Source organism: Streptomyces sp. NBC_01241, assembly GCF_041435435.1.
GTDB lineage: Bacteria > Actinomycetota > Actinomycetes > Streptomycetales > Streptomycetaceae > Streptomyces.
On the sequence record NZ_CP108494.1, the window covers coordinates 7,384,992 to 7,403,447 of the forward strand.

The window sequence follows — 18,456 nt, forward strand, 5'->3', positions numbered from 1 at the left end:
ATCAGGCCTCCGGTGCTTCGAACTTGGAGGTGCGCTGCATGCCGGCCGCGCGGCCCTTGCCCGCGATGACGAGGGCCATCTTGCGGCTCGCCTCGTCGATCATCTCGTCGCCGAGCATCGCCGAGCCCTTCCTGCCGCCCTCTTCCGAGGTGCACCAGTCGTACGCGTCGAGGATCAGCTCGGCGTGGTCGTAGTCCTCCTGCGTGGGCGAGAACACCTCGTTGGCCGCGTCGACCTGACCGGGGTGGAGCACCCACTTGCCGTCGAAGCCCAGCGCCGCCGCACGGCCCGCGACCTCGCGGTACGCGTCCACGTCACGGATCTGCAGGAAGGGGCCGTCGATCGCCTGGAGGTCGTGCGTACGGGCCGCCATCAGAATGCGCATCAGGATGTAGTGGTACGCGTCCGCGCCGTACCCGGGCGGCTGCTGACCGACGACCAGGGTCTTCATGTTGATCGACGCCATGAAGTCGGCCGGTCCGAAGATCAGCGTCTCCAGGCGGGGCGAGGCGGCGGCGATGTCGTCGATGTTCACCAGGCCCTTGGCGTTCTCGATCTGCGCCTCGATGCCGATCCTGCCGACCTCGAAGCCCATCGTCTTCTCGATCTGGGTCAGCAGCAGGTCCAGGGCGACCACCTGCTGGGCGTCCTGCACCTTCGGCAGCATGATGCAGTCGAGGTTCTGCCCGGCGCCCTCGACGACCGTGATGACATCGCGGTACGTCCAGTGCGTCGTCCAGTCGTTGACTCGCACGACCCGGGTCTTGCCCGTCCAGTCGCCGTTGTTCAGCGCGTCGACGATGGTGTGCCGGGCGCCCTCCTTGGCGAGCGGCGCGCAGGCGTCCTCCAGGTCGAGGAAGACCTGGTCGGCCGGGAGGCCCTGGGCCTTCTCCAGGAACCGCGGGTTCGAGCCGGGCACGGCCAGGCACGAGCGGCGCGGACGCAGGCGGTTGGCGGCAGTCATGCGGGGACCTCCAGAGGGTCGAGCTTGTTCGCTTTCCGGATCTCGTCGACGATACGGCCGATGATCTCCGTGATACCGAAATCCTTCGGGGTGAACACGGCGGCGACACCGGCCCCGATCAGGGCCGCGGCATCGGCGGGCGGAATGATCCCGCCCGCGATCACCGGGATGTCGGCGGCACCCGCCTCGCGCAGGCGGGTGAGTACGTCGGGGACGAGTTCGGCGTGCGAACCGGACAGGATCGACAGGCCGACACAGTGCACGTCCTCGGCGAGGGCGGCCGAGACGATCTGCTCGGGGGTCAGCCTGATCCCCTGGTACACGACCTCGAAGCCGGCGTCGCGGGCCCGTACGGCGATCTGTTCGGCGCCGTTGGAGTGCCCGTCCAGGCCCGGCTTGCCGACCAGCAGCCGCAGCCGCCCGGCGCCCAGGTCGGCCGCGGTCCGGGCGACCTTCTCGCGCACCAGGGCGAGCGGTGTGCCGGCCTCCGCGGTCACCGCGACCGGGGCCGACGAGACGCCCGTCGGAGCCCGGAACTCGCCGAAGACATCGCGCAGCGCCCAGGACCACTCGCCCGTGGTGACACCCGCGCGGGCACACTCCACGGTCGCTTCCATCAGGTTTTCGGTGCCTGCGGCGGTCTTCTTCAGCGCGGCCAGCGCATCGGTGGCACGGGCCTCGTCGCGGTTGTCGCACCACTCGGCCAGGGCCGTGACGACCCTGGCCTCATTGGCGGGATCGACGGTCATGATCGCCGCGTCGAGGTCGGCGGTGAGCGGATTCGATTCCGTCGTCTCGTAGATGTTGACGCCGACGATCTTCTCCTCGCCGCCCTCGATGCGGGCCCGGCGGGCCGCGTGCGAGGAGACCAGCTCGGACTTCAGGTAGCCGGACTCGACGGCCGCCATGGCGCCGCCCATCTCCTGGATCCGGCCGATCTCGGCGAGCGACTCCGTGACCAGCTCGTCCACCTTGGCCTCGACGACATGCGAGCCGGCGAAGATGTCCTCGTACTCCAGCAGATCGCTCTCGTGCGCGAGGACCTGCTGGATACGGAGCGACCACTGCTGGTCCCAGGGCCGGGGGAGCCCCAGCGCCTCGTTCCAGGCGGGCAGCTGCACGGCCCGGGCCCGGGCGTCCTTGGACAGGGTGACGGCCAGCATCTCCAGGACGATGCGCTGCACGTTGTTCTCCGGCTGCGCCTCGGTCAGACCGAGGGAGTTGACCTGGACGCCGTAGCGGAAGCGGCGCTGCTTGGCATCGGTGACGCCGTACCGCTCGCGGGTGACCTGGTCCCAGATGCGGCCGAAGGCGCGCATCTTGCACATCTCCTCGATGAAGCGGACGCCCGCGTTCACGAAGAAGGAGATCCGTGCGACCACATCGCCGAACTTCTCCTCGGGCACCTGGCCGGATTCCCGTACGGCGTCCAGGACCGCGATGGCCGTCGACATGGCGTACGCGATCTCCTGGACCGGAGTCGCTCCCGCCTCCTGCAGGTGGTAGCTGCAGATGTTGATCGGGTTCCACTTCGGGATGCGGTTGACCGTGTACGTGATCATGTCGGTGGTCAGCCGGAGCGAGGGGCCGGGCGGGAAGACATGCGTCCCGCGCGAGAGGTACTCCTTGACGATGTCGTTCTGCGTGGTGCCCTGGAGCTTCGTGGGATCGGCGCCCTGCTCCTCGGCGACCACCTGGTAGAGCGCCAGCAGCCACATCGCGGTGGCGTTGATCGTCATCGAGGTGTTCATCTGCTCCAGGGGGATGTCCTGGAACAGCCGGCGCATGTCACCGAGGTGCGACACGGGCACGCCGACCCGGCCGACCTCGCCGCGGGCCAGGACGTGGTCGGGGTCGTATCCGGTCTGCGTCGGCAGGTCGAAGGCGACGGACAGGCCGGTCTGGCCCTTGGCGAGGTTGCGCCGGTAGAGCTCGTTGGACGCCTCGGCGGTCGAATGACCGGCGTACGTCCTCATGAGCCACGGACGGTCCTTCTGACGGCCACTCATGTCAGACGTCCCGGCTGTGCTTGTCGGTCCGCTCCGCTGACGCGTCCCGGCTGTGCTTGTCGGCCCGCTCCGCTGACGCGTCACGGCTGTGCTTGTCGGTCCGCTCCGCTGACGCGTCACGGAACAGGTTGATGGCGTCGATGTGCTGCTCGCGCAGCTCCTCGTCGCGCACCCCCAGACCCTCGCGGGGGGCCAGCGCGAGCACGCCGACCTTGCCCTGGTGGAGGTTGCGGTGGACGTCGTACGCGGCCTGGCCGGTCTCCGCCAGGGAGTAGACCTTCGACAGCGTCGGGTGGATCTTGCCCTTCGCCACCAGGCGGTTGGCCTCCCACGCCTCGCGGTAGTTGGCGAAGTGCGAGCCCACGATCTTCTTGAGCGACATCCACAGGTAGCGGTTGTCGTACTCGTGGTTGTAGCCGGACGTCGACGCGCAGGTGACGATCGTGCCGCCCTTGCGGGTCACGTACACCGAGGCGCCGAACGTCTCGCGGCCCGGATGCTCGAAGACGATGTCCACGTCCTCGCCGCCGGTCAGCTCACGGATGCGCTTGCCGAACCGCTTCCACTCGCGCGGGTCCTGATGGTGCTCGTCCTTCCAGAACTTGTAGCCCTCGGCGTTGCGGTCGATGATCGCCTCGGCACCCATCTTCCGGCAGATGTCCGCCTTCTGCTCGCTGGAGACGATGCAGATCGGGTTGGCGCCACCGGCCAGCGCGAACTGCGTGGCGTAGGAACCGAGTCCGCCGCTGGCGCCCCAGATCAGCACATTGTCGCCCTGCTTCATGCCGGCGCCGTTGCGCGAGACGAGCTGGCGGTACGCGGTGGAGTTGACCAGGCCCGGAGCGGCGGCCTCCTCCCAGCTGAGATGCTGCGGCTTCGGCATCAGCTGGTTGGACTTGACAAGTGCGATCTCTGCCAGACCGCCGAAGTTGGTCTCGAAGCCCCAGATGCGCTGCTCGGGGTCGAGCATCGTGTCGTTGTGGCCGTCCGAGGACTCCAGTTCGACCGAGAGGCAGTGTGCGACGACCTCGTCGCCGGGCTTCCAGGCGTTGACGCCGGGGCCGGTACGCAGGACGACGCCCGCCAGGTCGGAGCCGATGACGTGGTACGGCAGGTCGTGGCGCCTGGTGAGCTCGCTGAGCTTGCCGTACCGCTCCAGGAAGCCGAAGGTGGCCATCGGCTCGAAGATCGAGGTCCAGACGGAGTTGTAGTTCACCGAGCTCGCCATGACGGCGACCAGTGCCTCACCGGGCCCGAGTTCGGGCACCGGGACCTCGTCCAGATGCAGCGACTTGCGGGGGTCCTTGTCGCGGGTGGCGAGTCCGGCGAACATCTCCGTCTCGTCCTTGTGCACGGTCACCGCGCGGTACGACTCGGGGATGGACAGGGCAGCGAAATCCGCGGCCGTAGTGTCCTGCGATTGGATCGCGTCCAGGATTTCCTTCACGGTGTGCCTCCGGCGGATGGGGGCGCTGAGGGAGCATTTGAGGGTCCCTGTGAGCAGCGGGGGGGCTGTGTGGTGTGGAGGTGCTGCCGTCGGTTCGGCTGGTACGGCTTCGGCTTGCTCTGTGGAGCAGAAGGGTTTGCCTGTGACGCAGGCGTCCGGGCGCGCAGGCACCTGGCTTGCGGGGACAGCCGGCGTACGTGAGTTCGCAGCACGCCGGCCGCCCGGACAACTTCAACGTATGGCACTCCGTGACACCTGGCAAGGCACTCGGTGCCAACATTTTCTCTCGCTTGTCATCCGCCGGTCACGCATGAGCAGGAGGGGCGGTGTTTTGCGCGATTCCGTCCCGCCGGGAGTGGTCAGCGCGAGGGCCGGTACACGTACGGAGTCGTGGTGCTCAGGGCGAGGAATCCGAGGCGCTGGAGGATCGGGCAGCTCTGGTCGGAGGCGTCGACCTGAAGGTAGCGGTAGCCGCGCTCCGCCGCGATCCGGGCGCGGTGGGCGACCAGGGCCCGGTAGATTCCCTTCCCGCGCCATGCGGGGACCGTCCCGCCGCCCCACAGCCCCGCGAAGCCGGAGCCCGGGTGCAATTCCATCCGTGCCGCGCTCACCGGCTCGTCCCCGGCCATGGCCAGCACCCCGACGAATGTGTCCGGGGCCTCGGTGAGCCTCGCCAGCGTTCGATGCCGCAGCCGGGACGACGGGGAACCGAACGCCTGCACATGGGTCCGGACCATCAGCTCCACGTCGTCCGCGTCGCGCATGGTGCGCAGCCGGACGCCCTCGGGGAGGTCCACCGCAGTCGAGAGGCCGTCCACGGGGGCCACCAGCAAGGTTTCCGGCTCCTCCGCCTCGAAGCCTGCCGCGAGGAGCCGCTCCGCCAGATCGGCCGGCCGGTCGTGCGCGTACAGCTTCCACTCGAACGCGTCGTGCCCGAGAGCCGTGTAGTGCGCGACCTGAGCCGCGATCGCGGCGTCCGCCCGTACGGGATCCAGGTCCGGGGCCGACCAGACGACGCCGTTCCAGTCATCGGCCGTGCCGACCTGCCGTACGACGTCCCCGGCGCGTTCGACCCGCACACCGGGGTCGTCGGGGCGGGCGTCCTCGCGCATCTCGCGGTCGAAGAGGGTCAGAAGTGTGTCGCGGTCATGATTCATCCGCACAGTGGAGCAGCGGGGTACGGGCGCGGCAACCCGGTTTCCGGGGCGGGGAGCCGTCCCCGCCCCGGTCAGCGGTCCTTGAGCGCCTGCTGGATCGTGCGCATCACTTCGTCGAGCGGCGCGTCCGTCCGCGCCACCGCGACCAGCACCTCGCCCTGGGACGTCACCGAAGCGGCCGGCTGCTTCGCCGGTTCGGCGCCCGCGATCCGGCCCGCGCCGATGCCGGTCCCGAACGTGTCGCGGACGATCGAGAACGCGTGGTCGAGCTGGGCCTCCACATCGCCCTCGCCGTTTGCCCGCAGCCAGCGGCGCAGCACATGGTTGTGCGCGGTGACGACGGCGGACGCGGCGACCTCCGCGAGCAGCGGGTCGTCGTTGCCGACGTGGTGGTCGCGCTCGTCGAAATGGCCCAGCAGATAGCGCGTGAACAGCCGCTCGTAGCGGGCCACCGAGGCGATCTCCGCCTCGCGCAGGGTCGGGACCTCACGGGTCAGCTTGTAGCGCGCCACGGAGACCGCGGGCTTCGCCGCGTACATCTTCATGACTTCCTTGATGCCGCGGCAGACGGTGTCGAGGGGGTGCTCGTGCGCGGGGGCGGCATTGAGGACGGCCTCGGCCCTGACGAGGGTGTCGTCGTGGTCCGGGAAGATCGCTTCTTCCTTGGAGCGGAAGTGCCGGAAGAAGGTCCGCCGGGCGACCCCGGCGGCGCCCGCGATCTCGTCGACCGTCGTCGCCTCGTACCCCTTCGTCGCGAAGAGTTCCATCGCCGCGGCGGCCAGTTCACGGCGCATTTTGAGCCGTTGGGCTGCGGCGCGGGTGCCTGCGGCACTCTCCTGGGGGTCGGGCGCGGCGGAGACACGGGGGGACCTGGCGGGCTGGGACATGGTGTGAACGTACTGCATCGGTACAGGGGAACGCGCCTGTGGGGGCGGACCGCCCGATGGATCGAGCAGCCCTCCCCACCCGGCTCCCGGCTCAGCGCCGGGCATATTCGCGGAAGCCGCGCCCCGTCTTGCGGCCGAGGCAGCCGGCGGCCACCAGATGCTCCAGCAGCGGCGCCGGGGCCAGGCCCGGGTCGCGGAACTCGCCGTGCAGCACCTTCTCGATGGCGAGCGAGACATCGAGTCCGACGACGTCGAGGAGTTCGAACGGGCCCATCGGATAGCCGCCGCCCAGCTTCATCGCGGCGTCGATGTCGTCGAGGCTCGCGTAGTGCTCCTCGACCATCTTGATCGCGTTGTTGAGGTACGGGAACAGCAGCGCGTTCACGATGAAGCCGGCCCGGTCCCCGCAGTCCACCGGGTGCTTGCGGACCTTGAGGCACACCTCGCGGACCGTGGCGTGGACGTCGTCCGCGGTGAGCACCGTGCGGACCACCTCGACCAACTTCATCGCGGGCGCCGGGTTGAAGAAGTGCATCCCGACGACGTCCTGCGGACGCGAGGTGGCCCGCGCGATCGCCACGACCGGCAGCGACGAGGTGGTGGTGGCGAGGACCGCGCCCGGCTTGCAGACCTTGTCCAGCATCCCGAACAGCTGCTGCTTGACCGCCAGGTCCTCGGCGACCGCCTCGACCGCGAGATCGACGTCGGCGAAGGCGTCCGGTGAACCGGCCGCGGTGATCCGGCCCAGGGCCTCGTCCCGGGCCTCGGCGGTCAGCCGCCCCTTGGTGACGGAACGCTCCAGGGACGTGGCGATCCGGCCCTTGGCCGCGTCCGCCTTCTCCTGGCTGCGGGCGGCGAGCACCACGTCGTAGCCGCCCTTCGCGAAGACCTCGGCGATCCCCGAGGCCATCGTCCCCGAGCCCGCGACACCCACCGACCGCACCGTGCGCCCGGCCACCGCGGACGCGCTGTCCTGCGGGGTGAGCGCGTCCGGCACCACGGTCTGGCTGCCGGACTCCGCGTACGTGTAGAAGCCGCGGCCCGACTTGCGGCCGGTCAGCCCCGCCTCGCTGAGCTGCCTGAGGACGGGGGCCGGGGCATGCAGCCGGTCCTGCGACGCGGAGTACATCGCCTCCAGGACGGTACGGGCCGTGTCGATCCCGATCAGGTCGAGCAGGGCGAGCGGGCCCATCGGCAGGCCACAGCCCAGCTTCATCGCCGCGTCGATGTCCTCACGGGAGGCGTAGTTCGCCTCGTACATCGCGGCGGCCTGGTTGAGGTACCCGAACAGCAGCCCGTCGGCGACGAAACCCGGCCGGTCGCCGACCGCGACCGGTTCCTTGCCCAGGCTGCGGGCGAGCGCGGTGACCGCCTCGACGGCCGGCGGCGCGGTCAGCACCGAGGAGACGACCTCGACCAGCTTCATCGCGGGCGCCGGGTTGAAGAAGTGCAGGCCGAGCACGCGCTCGGGGCGCAGCGACTCGGCGGCCAGCCGGGTCACCGACAGGGCATTGGTGCCGGTCGCCAGGATCGCCGTGGGGGAGACGATGGTGTCGAGCTCCCGGAAGACCTGCTGCTTGATCTCGTACGACTCGGGCACGACCTCGATGACCAGCTCGGCCTCCGCGGCGGCCCGAAGGTCCACGAAGGTACGGAACCGGGCGAGGGCGTCGCTCCGCTCCTCCTCCGTGATCCGCTCGCGCCGCACGGCGCGGGCGGTCGCGGCTTCCAGGGCGGCGACGGCCTGACGGGCGGCCGCCTCGCTGATGTCGATACCGATGACCTCGTGGCCGGCGCGGGCGAGGACCTCGGCGATGCCGGTGCCCATGGTGCCGAGACCGACGACGGCAATGGTGTTGAGCGGGGTGTCCATCACGGGACTCCAGAGAATGAGTGACGGCTGTGAGGAGCACGGCGCGCGCTGAAGGGCGAACCGGCGCAACGCGTGCGGGAATTGCGTGTCGTGGTGCTCAGGGCCGGGGAACGCTGGGTGCGCCCGGACCGGGAAGGGGCGACGGACTCTGTCCCGGAGTCACGTCTCGCAAAGCTGCCGAACCGACAAGCACTCCGGATGGCTGCGTCACCAGGCCACCGGAGCCGGCGGGGAGTGTGTCCCGCTCACATGAGCTTAACCGGTGGGTAACGAGCGCGCCAGCCCTGCGCAGTTGTGGGCCATGCCACATTCGCCCCGGCCCTCGATACGCAGAGTCCCCGTCGATACGCTGACGGTCATGGACGAGGAGTTCCGGTCACTGACGGACCGGCTGGCTGACGAGGCGGGGGAGTCGGCGGCGTACCGCAGACTACTCGCCACCGACGACGACGAGGAACTGGCCCGCGTCCTCGTGGAACGCGAACGCCCGCTCTGGGCAAGGGAGATAGCCGCGTTCCGGCTCGGCTGCGCCGGAGACCGGCGGGCCTTCGAGGCGCTGGTCCTGCTGCTCAACCACCGTGACCCCGAGCGCTGCGTCTGCGCCGCCCACGCCCTGGTGCGCCTCGGCGACCCCCGCACCCCGCGGGCAGCCGCCGCCCTGGCGACCAACACTTTGCGCACCGCGTACGCCCTGCATCCGGTACGGCTCCTCACCGCGCTGCGGGCCCCGGAGTCCGTACCGGCGCTGATGAGCACCCTGGAGCGGCTGCTGGCCCCCGGCGATCCGCACTGGCGGGTGGCGCTCGCCTGCGTGGAGGGGCTCGGGCAACTCGGGGACGAACGGGCCCGCCCGCTCCTGGAGGCGACGGTGCCGCACCCGCGACTGGGCGGCGCGGCGCGGGACGCGCTCAGCCGGCTGCGGGGGCCGGAGGCCTGAGAGCGCGTGCGTAGCGCAGCTCGGGCACGAGTACGCCGTCCACATCGAAGGGCTCCTCGGCGCCGTCGGGGAGGAAACCGGCACGCTCGTAGAAGCGCCGGGCCGGGGCGTTCTCCTTCAGGACCCACAGCACCAGGTCCGGGAAGCCGTCCGCGGCGGCGCGGGTGAGCATCTCCGTCAGCAGGGCGCGGCCGGCCCCGGTCCCGATCTGCTCGGGCGTCACATAGATCGCGTACAGCTCGCCCCGTGCCGTCCGTCGGCCGTTCTCGCGGTACGGGCCGTAGCAGGCCCAGCCGATCACCCCGAGTCCCGGCCGCTCGGCCACCACATTCACGACCGTGTTGCCCTCGGCGAAGAATCCGCGGCGCCGTCGCGCGTCCTCGGCGATGTCCATGGCGTCGAGATGCGACTGCGGCATCAGTCCGGCGTACGCCGCCTGCCAGCCGCGCACCCGGACCTTCGCGACCGCCTCGCAGTCGTCGACCGTCATGTCCCGCACGCGCACGCGGGCGTCGGGCATGCGGGGCGGCGTCGTCCGTATCGTCATACGGGCCATCCTGGCTCATGCGCCAGGATGGCCCGTACCGGTTTGTCCGGCCCTGGTTCGGCAGCCGTCAGCCGCGGAAACCGAGCAGGCCGTGCAGGATGCCGCCCCTGCTGCCGGCGCCCGCGCCCGGGGCCGACTTGACCGACTTCGCCGCCGCCTTGCCCGTCAGCGGATTCGGGTCGGGGGACTTCGCGCAGACCGCGTCCGCGTCGGCGTGGCTGCCGTTGCCGCGCGGGACGGTGCCCTTGGCGAGATAGTCCGCCAGATAGGTGTCCAGGCAGTCGTTGCCGCTCAGCGTGATGCCGTGGTTTCCGCCGCCCTGCTCGACCACCAGGCTGGAGCCGCGCAGCTTGCGGTGCAAGGTGACACCGCCCTCGTAGGGCGTGGCCGCGTCCTCGGTGGCCTGGAAGAGCAGCACCGGCGGGAGGCTGCTGTTGGAGACCCCGACCGGATTCAGCGGCTCCACCGGCCAGTCGGCGCACGGGGCGTTGTACCAGGTGTTGTTCCAGGTGAAGAAGGGTGCCTTGGCCTGGACGTTCCAGCTGTCGTTGCGCCAGGTGTTCCAGTCGCGGGGCCACTGGGCGTCGCGGCACTGCACGGCCGAGTAGACCGAGTACCCGTTGTCGCCCTTCGCGTCGACCGCGCCGAACTTCTCGTACGCCTTCACGAGCGCGTCCTGGTCGTGGTCGTTCACATACGCCGCGAACGCGTCGGCCAGGTAGGGCCAGTAGCCGTTGTAGTAGCCGCCCGGCAGGAAGGTGTCCTCGACCTCGCTCGCCCCGACCGTTCCGCCCGCCGGGTGGTCCTCGACGGCGTCATGCATTGCGTACCAGGCACGCTCGACCGCTGCCGGGTCGCTGCCGAGCCCGTACGTGCTGTCGTGCTTCGCCACCCAGGCGGCGAACGCCTTGTGGCGGGCGTCGAAGGCGTAGTTCTGGCCGATGTTGTCGTCGTACCAGACGCCCTCCGGGTCGACGTTCGAGTCGAGCACCAGGCGCCGCACCCGCTCCGGGAACAGCTTGGCGTACACCGCGCCGAGGTAGGTCCCGTAGGAGTACCCGAAGTAGTTGAGCTGCTGGGAACCGGTCGCCTGCCGGATGACATCGAGGTCCTTGGCGGCGCTGACCGTATCCATGTGGGGCAGCAGATCCGGATACTTCTCCCCGCATGCCTTTGCGAACGAGCGGGCCCGGTTCCGGTTGGCCTCCTCCACGGCGGGCGAGCCCGGCACCGAGTCGGGACGCAGCGGAGCGAAGTACCCCGGTACGCAGTCCATTGCGGGTTCGCTCTTCCCGACGCCGCGCGGGTCGAAGCCGATCACGTCGTACTGCGCGGCAATCGGCTTCGGCAGCGAGGACGCGACGAACCCGGCCATGGAGAGGCCGCTGCCGCCGGGGCCGCCCGGGTTGACGAACAGGGGGCCCTGGAAGGTCTCCGAGGTGTGCGGGATCCGGGAAAGGGCGAGGGTGATCTGCCGACCCGACGGATCGTCATGATCGAGCGGAGTGCTGACCGATGAGCACTGCAGCCTCGGGTACGACTCGGTACCGCAGTCGGTCCACGTGAGCTGCGCCGCGGTGCGCGGCGTGCCGGTGTCGGCGGTCGCCGGGGGCGGCGCGGCGGTCACCAGACCGGCGACCGTCGCACCGACGGCGAACAGAATTCCTGGACGTTTCGTCATATGGCCTCCCGTGGTGGGGGAACGCGGCTGCGTGGGGTGCAGCCCCCGCCGCATGCTCCCCACATTCACGCCCGGAAGACCTGTTCTGATGAGAGTTGACCCATTTGCCCTCTCGGGATGCGCCGGGTCCCGGACCCGGATATGTCACATCCGCACGGTCGGAACAGGGTCGGCCGGGCCGGCTCGGAGCCGTCGAGCGGTGACCACCGCCCGTGGCGCAGGGGCAGCCGGCGGGCCGAGCCGTGGTGCGAGGGGCCGATGCCGAACTCGGTCGCCGGCTCGTGGACGTACCGTGTGATGCGCCGCTGGTACCACTGGGGCGCATAGGCGCCCTCGGTGCAGAGCCGCTCGTACCGTCGCACCGGATGGGGGTGGCGCTGCCCGAGCCGCCGCATGTACCACTCCCGGGCGCCGGGGCGCCGGGGCGCAGATGCGCGTGGTCACTGCGTCGGCGGTGAAGCGCGCGCTGTTCCCGGCCATGGTGGGTTCTCGACCGCATTGTCCCAGCGCATGGACGCCTCCTCGGTAGCACTGAAACAAGGAATAGAACACCTGTTCCCTTGATCGTTTTCTCCCCTTCGTCCCGGCCCGGATTTTGAGCGGCGTGCCGGAGGTGATTGGCTCAGCACACCCGGAACAACCGAGTGCTGGAGGAACAGCCATGGCGCAGGTCGAGGCCACGACAGAGCGAGTCATCGCGGCGGATGCGGAGACGGTGTTCGACGCGCTGGCCGATTACGCGGAGACCCGGAGCAAGGTGCTGACCGGCCACTTCAGCGAGTACGAGGTGCGCGAGGGCGGTGACGGCGAGGGCACCCTCGTCCACTGGAAGCTCCAGGCCACCAGCAAGCGGGTGCGCGACTGCCTGCTGGAGGTCACCGAGCCCACCGACGGCCGGCTCGTGGAGAAGGACCGCAACTCCTCCATGGTCACCACCTGGACCGTCACCCCGGCCGGTGAGGGGAAGTCGAAGGCGGTCGTGTCGACCGTCTGGAACGGCGCCGGCGGCATCGGCGGATTCTTCGAGAGGGCCTTTGCCCCCAAGGGACTCGGCCGGATCTACGACGAGCTGCTGCAGAACCTCGCCACCGAGGTCGAGAAGTAGCTCCACGCTTTCTTGACCGGCCTCACCGGTTCGGGTGGTCTTCTCGGCCCGTCGGTTGTGCGCCGTAGTGGCTCTCACCGGGGGATAAGCCCCCCCGAGTGCGCCGTCAGCGCCCCCGTCGCGTTTGCCCTTGCTCGTCGCCCGATGCGAGAAATGGGCGGCGCAGATGCGACGAGGGGAGCGGCACGTGGTGGGTGGGATCACTCTGTTGGAGGACGAGCCGGGCGGCACGGGGGCCGCCGAAGCGGCGACCACGGTGCCGATGCCGCAGCCCTCACCGCTCCCCGCCGAGAAGGAGGCAGCCGCCGCTCCGTCCCCCGTGCCGGAGACAAGCCCCCGTCACATCCGGCTGGTCTTCCTGGGACTGATGCTGACGCTGCTGCTCGCGGCGCTCGATCAGATGATCGTCGCCACCGCACTTCCGAAGATCGTCGGTGAGCTGCACGGCCTGGAGAAGATGTCCTGGGCCGTCACCGCGTACCTCCTCGCCTCCACCATCGGGCTGCCGATCTACGGAAAGCTCGGCGACCTCTTCGGCCGCAAGAGCGTCTTCCAGTTCGCGATCGTCGTCTTCGTCATCGGCTCCGCGCTGGCCGGCTGGTCCCGCACCATGGACGAACTGATCGCCTTCCGCGCCGTCCAGGGCATCGGCGGCGGCGGACTCATGATCGGTGTCCAGGCAATCATCGCGGATGTCGTGCCACCCCGGGAACGCGGCCGGTTCATGGGGCTCATCGGCGCCGCCTTCGGCCTCGCCTCCGTCGCCGGCCCGCTGCTCGGCGGCTTCTTCACCGACCATGCCTCCTGGCGCTGGTGCTTCTACATCAACGTCCCGTTCGGCCTGATCACCCTCGCCGTCATCACCGTCGTGCTGAAACTCCCCCGGCCCACGGTCCGCCCCCGCCTCGACGTCCTCGGCGCGCTGCTCCTCGCGACCGCCTCCACCTGCCTGGTGCTGCTGACCAGCTGGGGCGGTACGGAGTACGCCTGGGGATCGCGCACCATCCTGGGGCTCGGCGCCGGGGCCGTCGGAACGGCCCTGCTGTTCCTCGTCGTCGAGCACCGGGCAGCCGAACCGATCATTCCGCTGCGGCTGTTCCGTGACTCGATCTTCAATGTCACCGCGCTCGTCGGCGCGGTCGTCGGGGTCGCGCTCTTCGGCGCCGCCAGCTATCTGCCGACGTTCCTGCAGATGGTCGACGGCGCCACGGCCACCGAGTCGGGGCTGCTGATGCTCCCGATGATGGGCGGCATCGTCGTCGCGTCCGTCGTCTCCGGCCAGCTGATCTCCCGTACCGGCCGCTACCGCGTCCATCCGATCCTCGGCGGCGCCGTCTCGGTGGTCGGCATGTGGCTGCTCTCCCGGCTCGAAACCGGCACGCCGCGGTTCGAATACAGCATCGCGCAGGCCGTGCTCGGCATCGGGATCGGCCTGATCATGCCGGTACTCGTGCTCGCCGTGCAGAACTCCGTACGGCCCGCCGATCTCGGCGCCGCCACCAGCGCGAACAACTACTTCCGGCAGATCGGCGGCAGCGTCGGCGCCGCCGTCTTCGGGACGCTCTTCGCCGGCCGTCTCGCCGACGCGCTCGCGGTCCGTCTGCCGTCCGGCGCCGATCTGCCCGACCCCGAGTCGATCACCCCGCAGCTGGTCCATGCCATGGAGCCCGCGCTGCGCGACAGTTATATCCAGGCGTACGCCGACGCGATGCCGCGGATCTTCCTCTACCTCGTGCCGGTGCTCGCGCTCGGCCTGTTCTTCGCCTTCTTCCTCAAGGAGAAACCGCTGGTGTCCCACCACAGCCCCGAAACCGCCGCCGAGTCCGCACCGATCCCCGCCGCCCGCGCCACGGCCGCCGCTCCGCCGCCCGTGTACCTGTCGGGCGTGCCCGTGTGCGGCAGCGTCCAGCACCCCGACGGTACGAAGGTCCCGCGCGCCGCCCTCACCCTCATCGACGTCCAGGGACAGCAGGTTGGACGGGGCGCGAGCGGGGACGACGGGAGGTACGCGCTGAGCGTGCCCGGCGCCGGCAGTTACGTCCTCATCGCCGCGGCCGGCGGTCACCAGCCGCAGGCCGTCAGCGTCACCGTGGGCGAACGGCCCGTCGAACTCGATGTGGTGCTCGGCGGTGCCGGGCGTCTCGCCGGGAGCGTCGTCACCGCCGACGGCATCCCGGTGCGCGATGCCGCCGTCACCCTCACCGATGTGCGCGGCGAAGTGGTCGCGTCCACCCGCAGCGGCCGCGAAGGCGGCTATGTGATCACGGAGTTGGTGGCCGGCGAGTACACCTTGGCCGCCAGCGCCCCCGCCTTCCGGCCCGCCGCCCTGCCGGTGAGCGTGCAGGCCGCCAGGGAGACCCGGCAGGACATCGAGCTCGCCGGTGGTGCGGTGCTGCGCGGCGTCGTACGGGCGAGCGGCGGCCGGCTCGTCGAGGACGCCCGGGTCACACTCCTGGACGCGGCGGGCAATGTGGTCGACACCCTGACCACCGGGCCCGACGGCGCGTTCCGGTTCGTCGACCTGTCCACCGGTGAGTACACGGTGATCGCGGCCGGGTATCCGCCGGTGGCCACCGTCCTCCAGGTCGCGGGTGGCGGACGGACCGAACGCGACCTCCAACTGGGGCACGCGGACTGACCGTTCCACGGGACGGCATGGTCCCACCGCCCGGCGCCCGGCCGGGACCGCGCCGAGCCGTGCACGGCAGGGTGCGCCGGGCGCCCCCCCGGGGGTGATTGCGCCGATGATCGGCGGACGCCGGACCCGGGGCCGTACCGTGGAGTCACGTACCGCAGAGAGTTGCGGTGGGGAAGGAGCCTTCCACCCATGGATCTCGGTGTGCCGCCGCAGAGGACACCACGGCAGCACGACGCCGCGGCGGGCCGTGTGCCGCTCGCCGTGGTCGTGGTCGACGCGGACGGGCTCGTTTCGCACTGGTCGTCCGGCGCGAGACGGCTCTTCGGCCCCACCAGGGAGCAGGCGGTCGGCTGTTCGGCTGGCGAATTCCTTCCGGTCTCGGGTGCGTTGAGGCAGGCGGTCGGAATCGAGGACGACGGGGACCTCGACGGGTTCGGCCCCGAGCCCGAGGGGCTGCTCAGCGGGACCGTCGCCTACCCGGCGGCCGGCCGGGCCCGGGTCGACGAACCCGAGCATGGCAGGATCGACGTCCTGTGGTGGGCCTACCCGCTGGTCGGCCCCGGGACCGGGCGGCTGCTCGTGCTCGCCGCGGACGCTGCCCAGCTGCGCGACGCCGACTGGGCCGAGGGCCCGGAGGCCGAGACGATCGCTCCCGGTTTCGCGCTGCACACCGACTTCCCCGGCTACCAGGAGCTGGCGGGCCGACTGCCCGAGATCCTGCCCAGCATGAGCGTCCACGAGGCGACCAGGATCGTCGCTCAGATACTCGAACTGGGCTATCCCGTCCTGGAGACCGTACGGGTGCGGCCCGGCGACCGTCTCGTCCTGTGCACCGACGGTCTGGTCGAGGTCCGCGGCCAGGACATCGGCGCCGGGCTCGCTGCGCTCTGCGCCTCCGCGGCGCACCCCGCCGCCTCGACGGACGACGCCTGCGACACGATCATCCGCGCCCTGAACCCGAGCGGCGGCCGCAAGGACGACGTGGCGCTGCTGATGGCCCGGCTGAACGGCATCCCGGACGGCAATGTCGCGGAGTGGCAACTGGCCCTGGATCCAAGGGAAGTGGCCCGCTCCCGGCGTCTGGTGCGCGGGAAGCTCCTCGACTGGGATCTGCCGGACGCGGTGGAGGCCGCCGAGCTGATGGTCAGCGAGCTCGTCACCAACGCCGTGAAGTACGGCCGCACCCACCACATCGGGCTCCGCCTGGTCCGTACCCGCGCCCTGCTCTGCGAGGTCAGTGACGACGAACCCGCCCCGGCCACCCTGCTCGACGCCACGGCCGACGACGAGTCGGGCCGGGGACTGCGGGTGGTGAGCGGCCTCGCCCGTGAATGGGGCACCAGTACCACGGCACACGGAAAGACCGCCTGGTTCGAACAGGCGCTCGGCCGTGTCCCGCGCCCCCGGTCGCACACCGTGTGAAGGGTGCCGCCGCGGCCGGTGAATGTGGTGGACGCTCTTGCCGCGGCCGCCCCCGGGACGATAGTCCGTACCTGAGTAAATTGCCTCGGAACAAACGGACTTGGAAGTGCATATGGGCGTGTCGCTGCGATACCGCGAGGCGTGGGAGGGTTTCTGGTCCGCCACCTCGGACACGCCCGGTGAGGCGATCTGGGACGCCGACCCCTCCCTCAGCTCCGTACCCCACAGCGAGCTGCTCCTGCCGTACGCCGACGCCTCGCTGCCCGTCGTCGACCTCGGCTGCGGGAACGGTACCCAGACCCGCTATCTCGCCACCCGCTTCCCCCGGGCGATCGGGGTGGATCTCTCGCACGCCGCGATCACGCACGCGCGCCGCGCCGATCCCGACGAGGTCGCCGAGTTCGACCAGCTCGACCTGGCCGACGCGGAGGCGGTCGCGGCGCTGCACGAACGGATCGGCGACACCAATGTGTACATGCGCGCGGTGATCCACCAGAGCGAGGCCGAGGCCAGGCCCGCCGTCGCCGCTGCGGTCACGACGCTGCTGGGGGAGCGGGGCCGGGCCTTCGTCGCCGAGCTGACCCCGGCCTCCAAGACGGTGCTCCAGCAGGTGGCGCAGGGCCCGGACGGACCGCCCGCGAAACTGCGCCGGGTCCTGGAGCACGGGCTGAATCCGGCGAGCGCCACGGAGGAGGAGGTGCCTCAGCTGCTGCGGGCGGCCGGTCTGATCACGCTGGCCGGCGGCGAAACCGCCCTGGCCCAGACCGAGCGGCTGCCCGATGGAACCCGCATCGAGCTGCCCGCCCGCTGGTTCGTCCTGGCCGCCACACCGGCAGCGGCCTGACGGCCGGCCGCCGTACCCGTAGCTTCCGACGGCCGGCCGTCGCTCGTCCTTACGTCCCGTCGCCGCTCCGGAGCAGCGTCATCAGTTCCCGCGCGCCCGGGCTCATGGCCCGGGCCGCCGGGAGCACCACGACACTCTCGTAGAACGGCGGCCGGGGCCCTTCGAGCTCCACCGTCACCAGCCCGCGGGCCTCGGGTTTGCGCGAGAAGTGGTGCGGCACCAGCGCGATCCCCAGTCCCTCGTGCACCAGCTCCAGCAGACTGTGCACGTCATTGACCTCCAGCCCTACCGTGCGCCGCACCCGCGCCGCGGCGAACGCCGCGTCCGCCGCTCGGCGCGGACCCCAGTCCGGATGGAAGTCGATGAAGGACTCACAGGGCAGCTCACCCCACGCGACACCGCGCGCCGCCGTGAACCGGTGGCCGGGGGCGCAGAGGACGACCATCGGCTCACGCGCCAGCGGGAGGAGTTCGCCGCGCCACTCGACCGGACTGACGGTCGCGGCGAAGGCGACATCGAGCCGCCCGCCGGCCACCCCGTCCACCAGACTGGTGGTGCCCTCCTGACGGAGCCGGATCTCCATGAGCGGATGCTTGCGGTGAAAGGCCGCCAGCAGACGCGGGAGGCGCAACCCGGCCACGCACTGCTCGACGCCCACCGACAGCATGCCCCGCAGCAGCCCCCGTACCGCGTCGACGGCGTCCCGCGCCGCCCGCGCCCCCGCCAGCGTGCGCTCGGCCTCGACCAGCAGGGCGCGGCCCGCCTCGGTCAGCCGCACGCTGCGTGTGGTGCGGCTGAAGAGCGGGGTCCGGAGCTCCTGCTCCAGGGCCCGGACGGAGGCGGACAGACCGGACTGCGACACGGCGAGGCGCTCGGCGGCGCGGGTGAAGTGCTGTTCCTCCGCGACGGCTACGAAGTGTTCCAGCTGACGCAATTCCATGATTG

13 protein-coding genes and 2 pseudogenes are annotated in these 18,456 nt (G+C 70.7%); 5 read left to right on the top strand and 10 right to left on the bottom strand.

The genetic code is table 11. The annotated features are described in order from the left end of the window. Position 1: 1 nt before the first annotated feature. The 6 genes from OG306_RS33630 to OG306_RS33655 form a co-directional block, all read right to left on the bottom strand. Positions 2-964, bottom strand: coding sequence for an HpcH/HpaI aldolase/citrate lyase family protein (locus tag OG306_RS33630; RefSeq protein ID WP_266749960.1), 963 nt, complete (start codon positions 962-964; stop codon positions 2-4). Further along, on the bottom strand, positions 961-2,973 hold the full coding sequence (locus OG306_RS33635; protein WP_266749961.1) for a protein meaA: 2,013 nt from the start codon (positions 2,971-2,973) through the stop codon (positions 961-963). The genes OG306_RS33630 and OG306_RS33635 overlap by 4 nt, the downstream gene beginning before the upstream one ends. Before the next feature lies 1 nt (position 2,974). Further along, positions 2,975-4,420, bottom strand: coding sequence for a crotonyl-CoA carboxylase/reductase (ccrA, locus tag OG306_RS33640; RefSeq protein WP_266904857.1), 1,446 nt, complete (start codon positions 4,418-4,420; stop codon positions 2,975-2,977). Between the two features lie 359 nt (positions 4,421-4,779). Further along, on the bottom strand, positions 4,780-5,577 hold the full coding sequence (locus tag OG306_RS33645) for a GNAT family N-acetyltransferase (protein ID WP_266904855.1): 798 nt from the start codon (positions 5,575-5,577) through the stop codon (positions 4,780-4,782). Between the two features lie 71 nt (positions 5,578-5,648). After that, a complete protein-coding gene (locus OG306_RS33650; protein ID WP_266749966.1) occupies positions 5,649-6,464 on the bottom strand; it encodes a TetR family transcriptional regulator in 816 nt (271 codons plus the stop codon). Between the two features lie 91 nt (positions 6,465-6,555). Beyond that, complete coding sequence (locus OG306_RS33655; RefSeq protein ID WP_266749968.1) at positions 6,556-8,337, bottom strand: 3-hydroxyacyl-CoA dehydrogenase family protein; 1,782 nt, start codon at positions 8,335-8,337, stop codon at positions 6,556-6,558. Between the two features lie 358 nt (positions 8,338-8,695). Between OG306_RS33655 and OG306_RS33660 the strand changes: the two genes are divergently transcribed. After that, positions 8,696-9,274 (top strand): adenylosuccinate lyase, encoded by a 579-nt coding sequence (locus OG306_RS33660; RefSeq protein WP_371666037.1) that lies wholly within the window; start codon positions 8,696-8,698, stop codon positions 9,272-9,274. On the opposite strand, the gene OG306_RS33665 is transcribed toward OG306_RS33660, so the two are convergent. The 3 genes and pseudogenes from OG306_RS33665 to OG306_RS33675 all read right to left on the bottom strand — a co-directional run. Continuing rightward, the gene (locus OG306_RS33665) at positions 9,246-9,821 is read right to left on the bottom strand and encodes a GNAT family N-acetyltransferase (RefSeq protein WP_371666038.1); all 576 of its coding nucleotides are present in this window, start codon (positions 9,819-9,821) and stop codon (positions 9,246-9,248) included. The genes OG306_RS33660 and OG306_RS33665 overlap by 29 nt on opposite strands. Before the next feature lie 67 nt (positions 9,822-9,888). Beyond that, positions 9,889-11,502 (bottom strand): alpha/beta hydrolase, encoded by a 1,614-nt coding sequence (locus tag OG306_RS33670; protein WP_266749973.1) that lies wholly within the window; start codon positions 11,500-11,502, stop codon positions 9,889-9,891. A 170-nt stretch (positions 11,503-11,672) separates the two neighbouring features. After that, positions 11,673-11,921, bottom strand: a pseudogene (locus OG306_RS33675) (Rv2578c family radical SAM protein); the annotation flags it as partial. A 242-nt stretch (positions 11,922-12,163) separates the two neighbouring features. Here OG306_RS33675 and OG306_RS33680 point away from each other — a divergent pair. The 4 genes and pseudogenes from OG306_RS33680 to OG306_RS33695 all read left to right on the top strand — a co-directional run bounded on the left by OG306_RS33680 (position 12,164) and on the right by OG306_RS33695 (position 17,511). Further along, complete coding sequence (locus tag OG306_RS33680; protein ID WP_371666039.1) at positions 12,164-12,607, top strand: SRPBCC family protein; 444 nt, start codon at positions 12,164-12,166, stop codon at positions 12,605-12,607. A gap of 187 nt (positions 12,608-12,794) precedes the next feature. Beyond that, on the top strand, positions 12,795-15,245 hold the full coding sequence (locus OG306_RS33685; protein ID WP_266749976.1) for an MFS transporter: 2,451 nt from the start codon (positions 12,795-12,797) through the stop codon (positions 15,243-15,245). A gap of 792 nt (positions 15,246-16,037) precedes the next feature. Beyond that, a pseudogene (locus tag OG306_RS40980) lies at positions 16,038-16,667 on the top strand (SpoIIE family protein phosphatase); the annotation flags it as partial. A 112-nt stretch (positions 16,668-16,779) separates the two neighbouring features. After that, positions 16,780-17,511, top strand: a complete 732-nt coding sequence (locus OG306_RS33695; protein ID WP_371666040.1) for a class I SAM-dependent methyltransferase — start codon at positions 16,780-16,782, stop codon at positions 17,509-17,511. Between the two features lie 49 nt (positions 17,512-17,560). Here OG306_RS33695 and OG306_RS33700 read toward each other — a convergent pair whose 3' ends face one another. Then, on the bottom strand, positions 17,561-18,451 hold the full coding sequence (locus OG306_RS33700) for a LysR family transcriptional regulator (protein ID WP_266904851.1): 891 nt from the start codon (positions 18,449-18,451) through the stop codon (positions 17,561-17,563). Between the last annotated feature and the right edge of the window lie 5 nt (positions 18,452-18,456).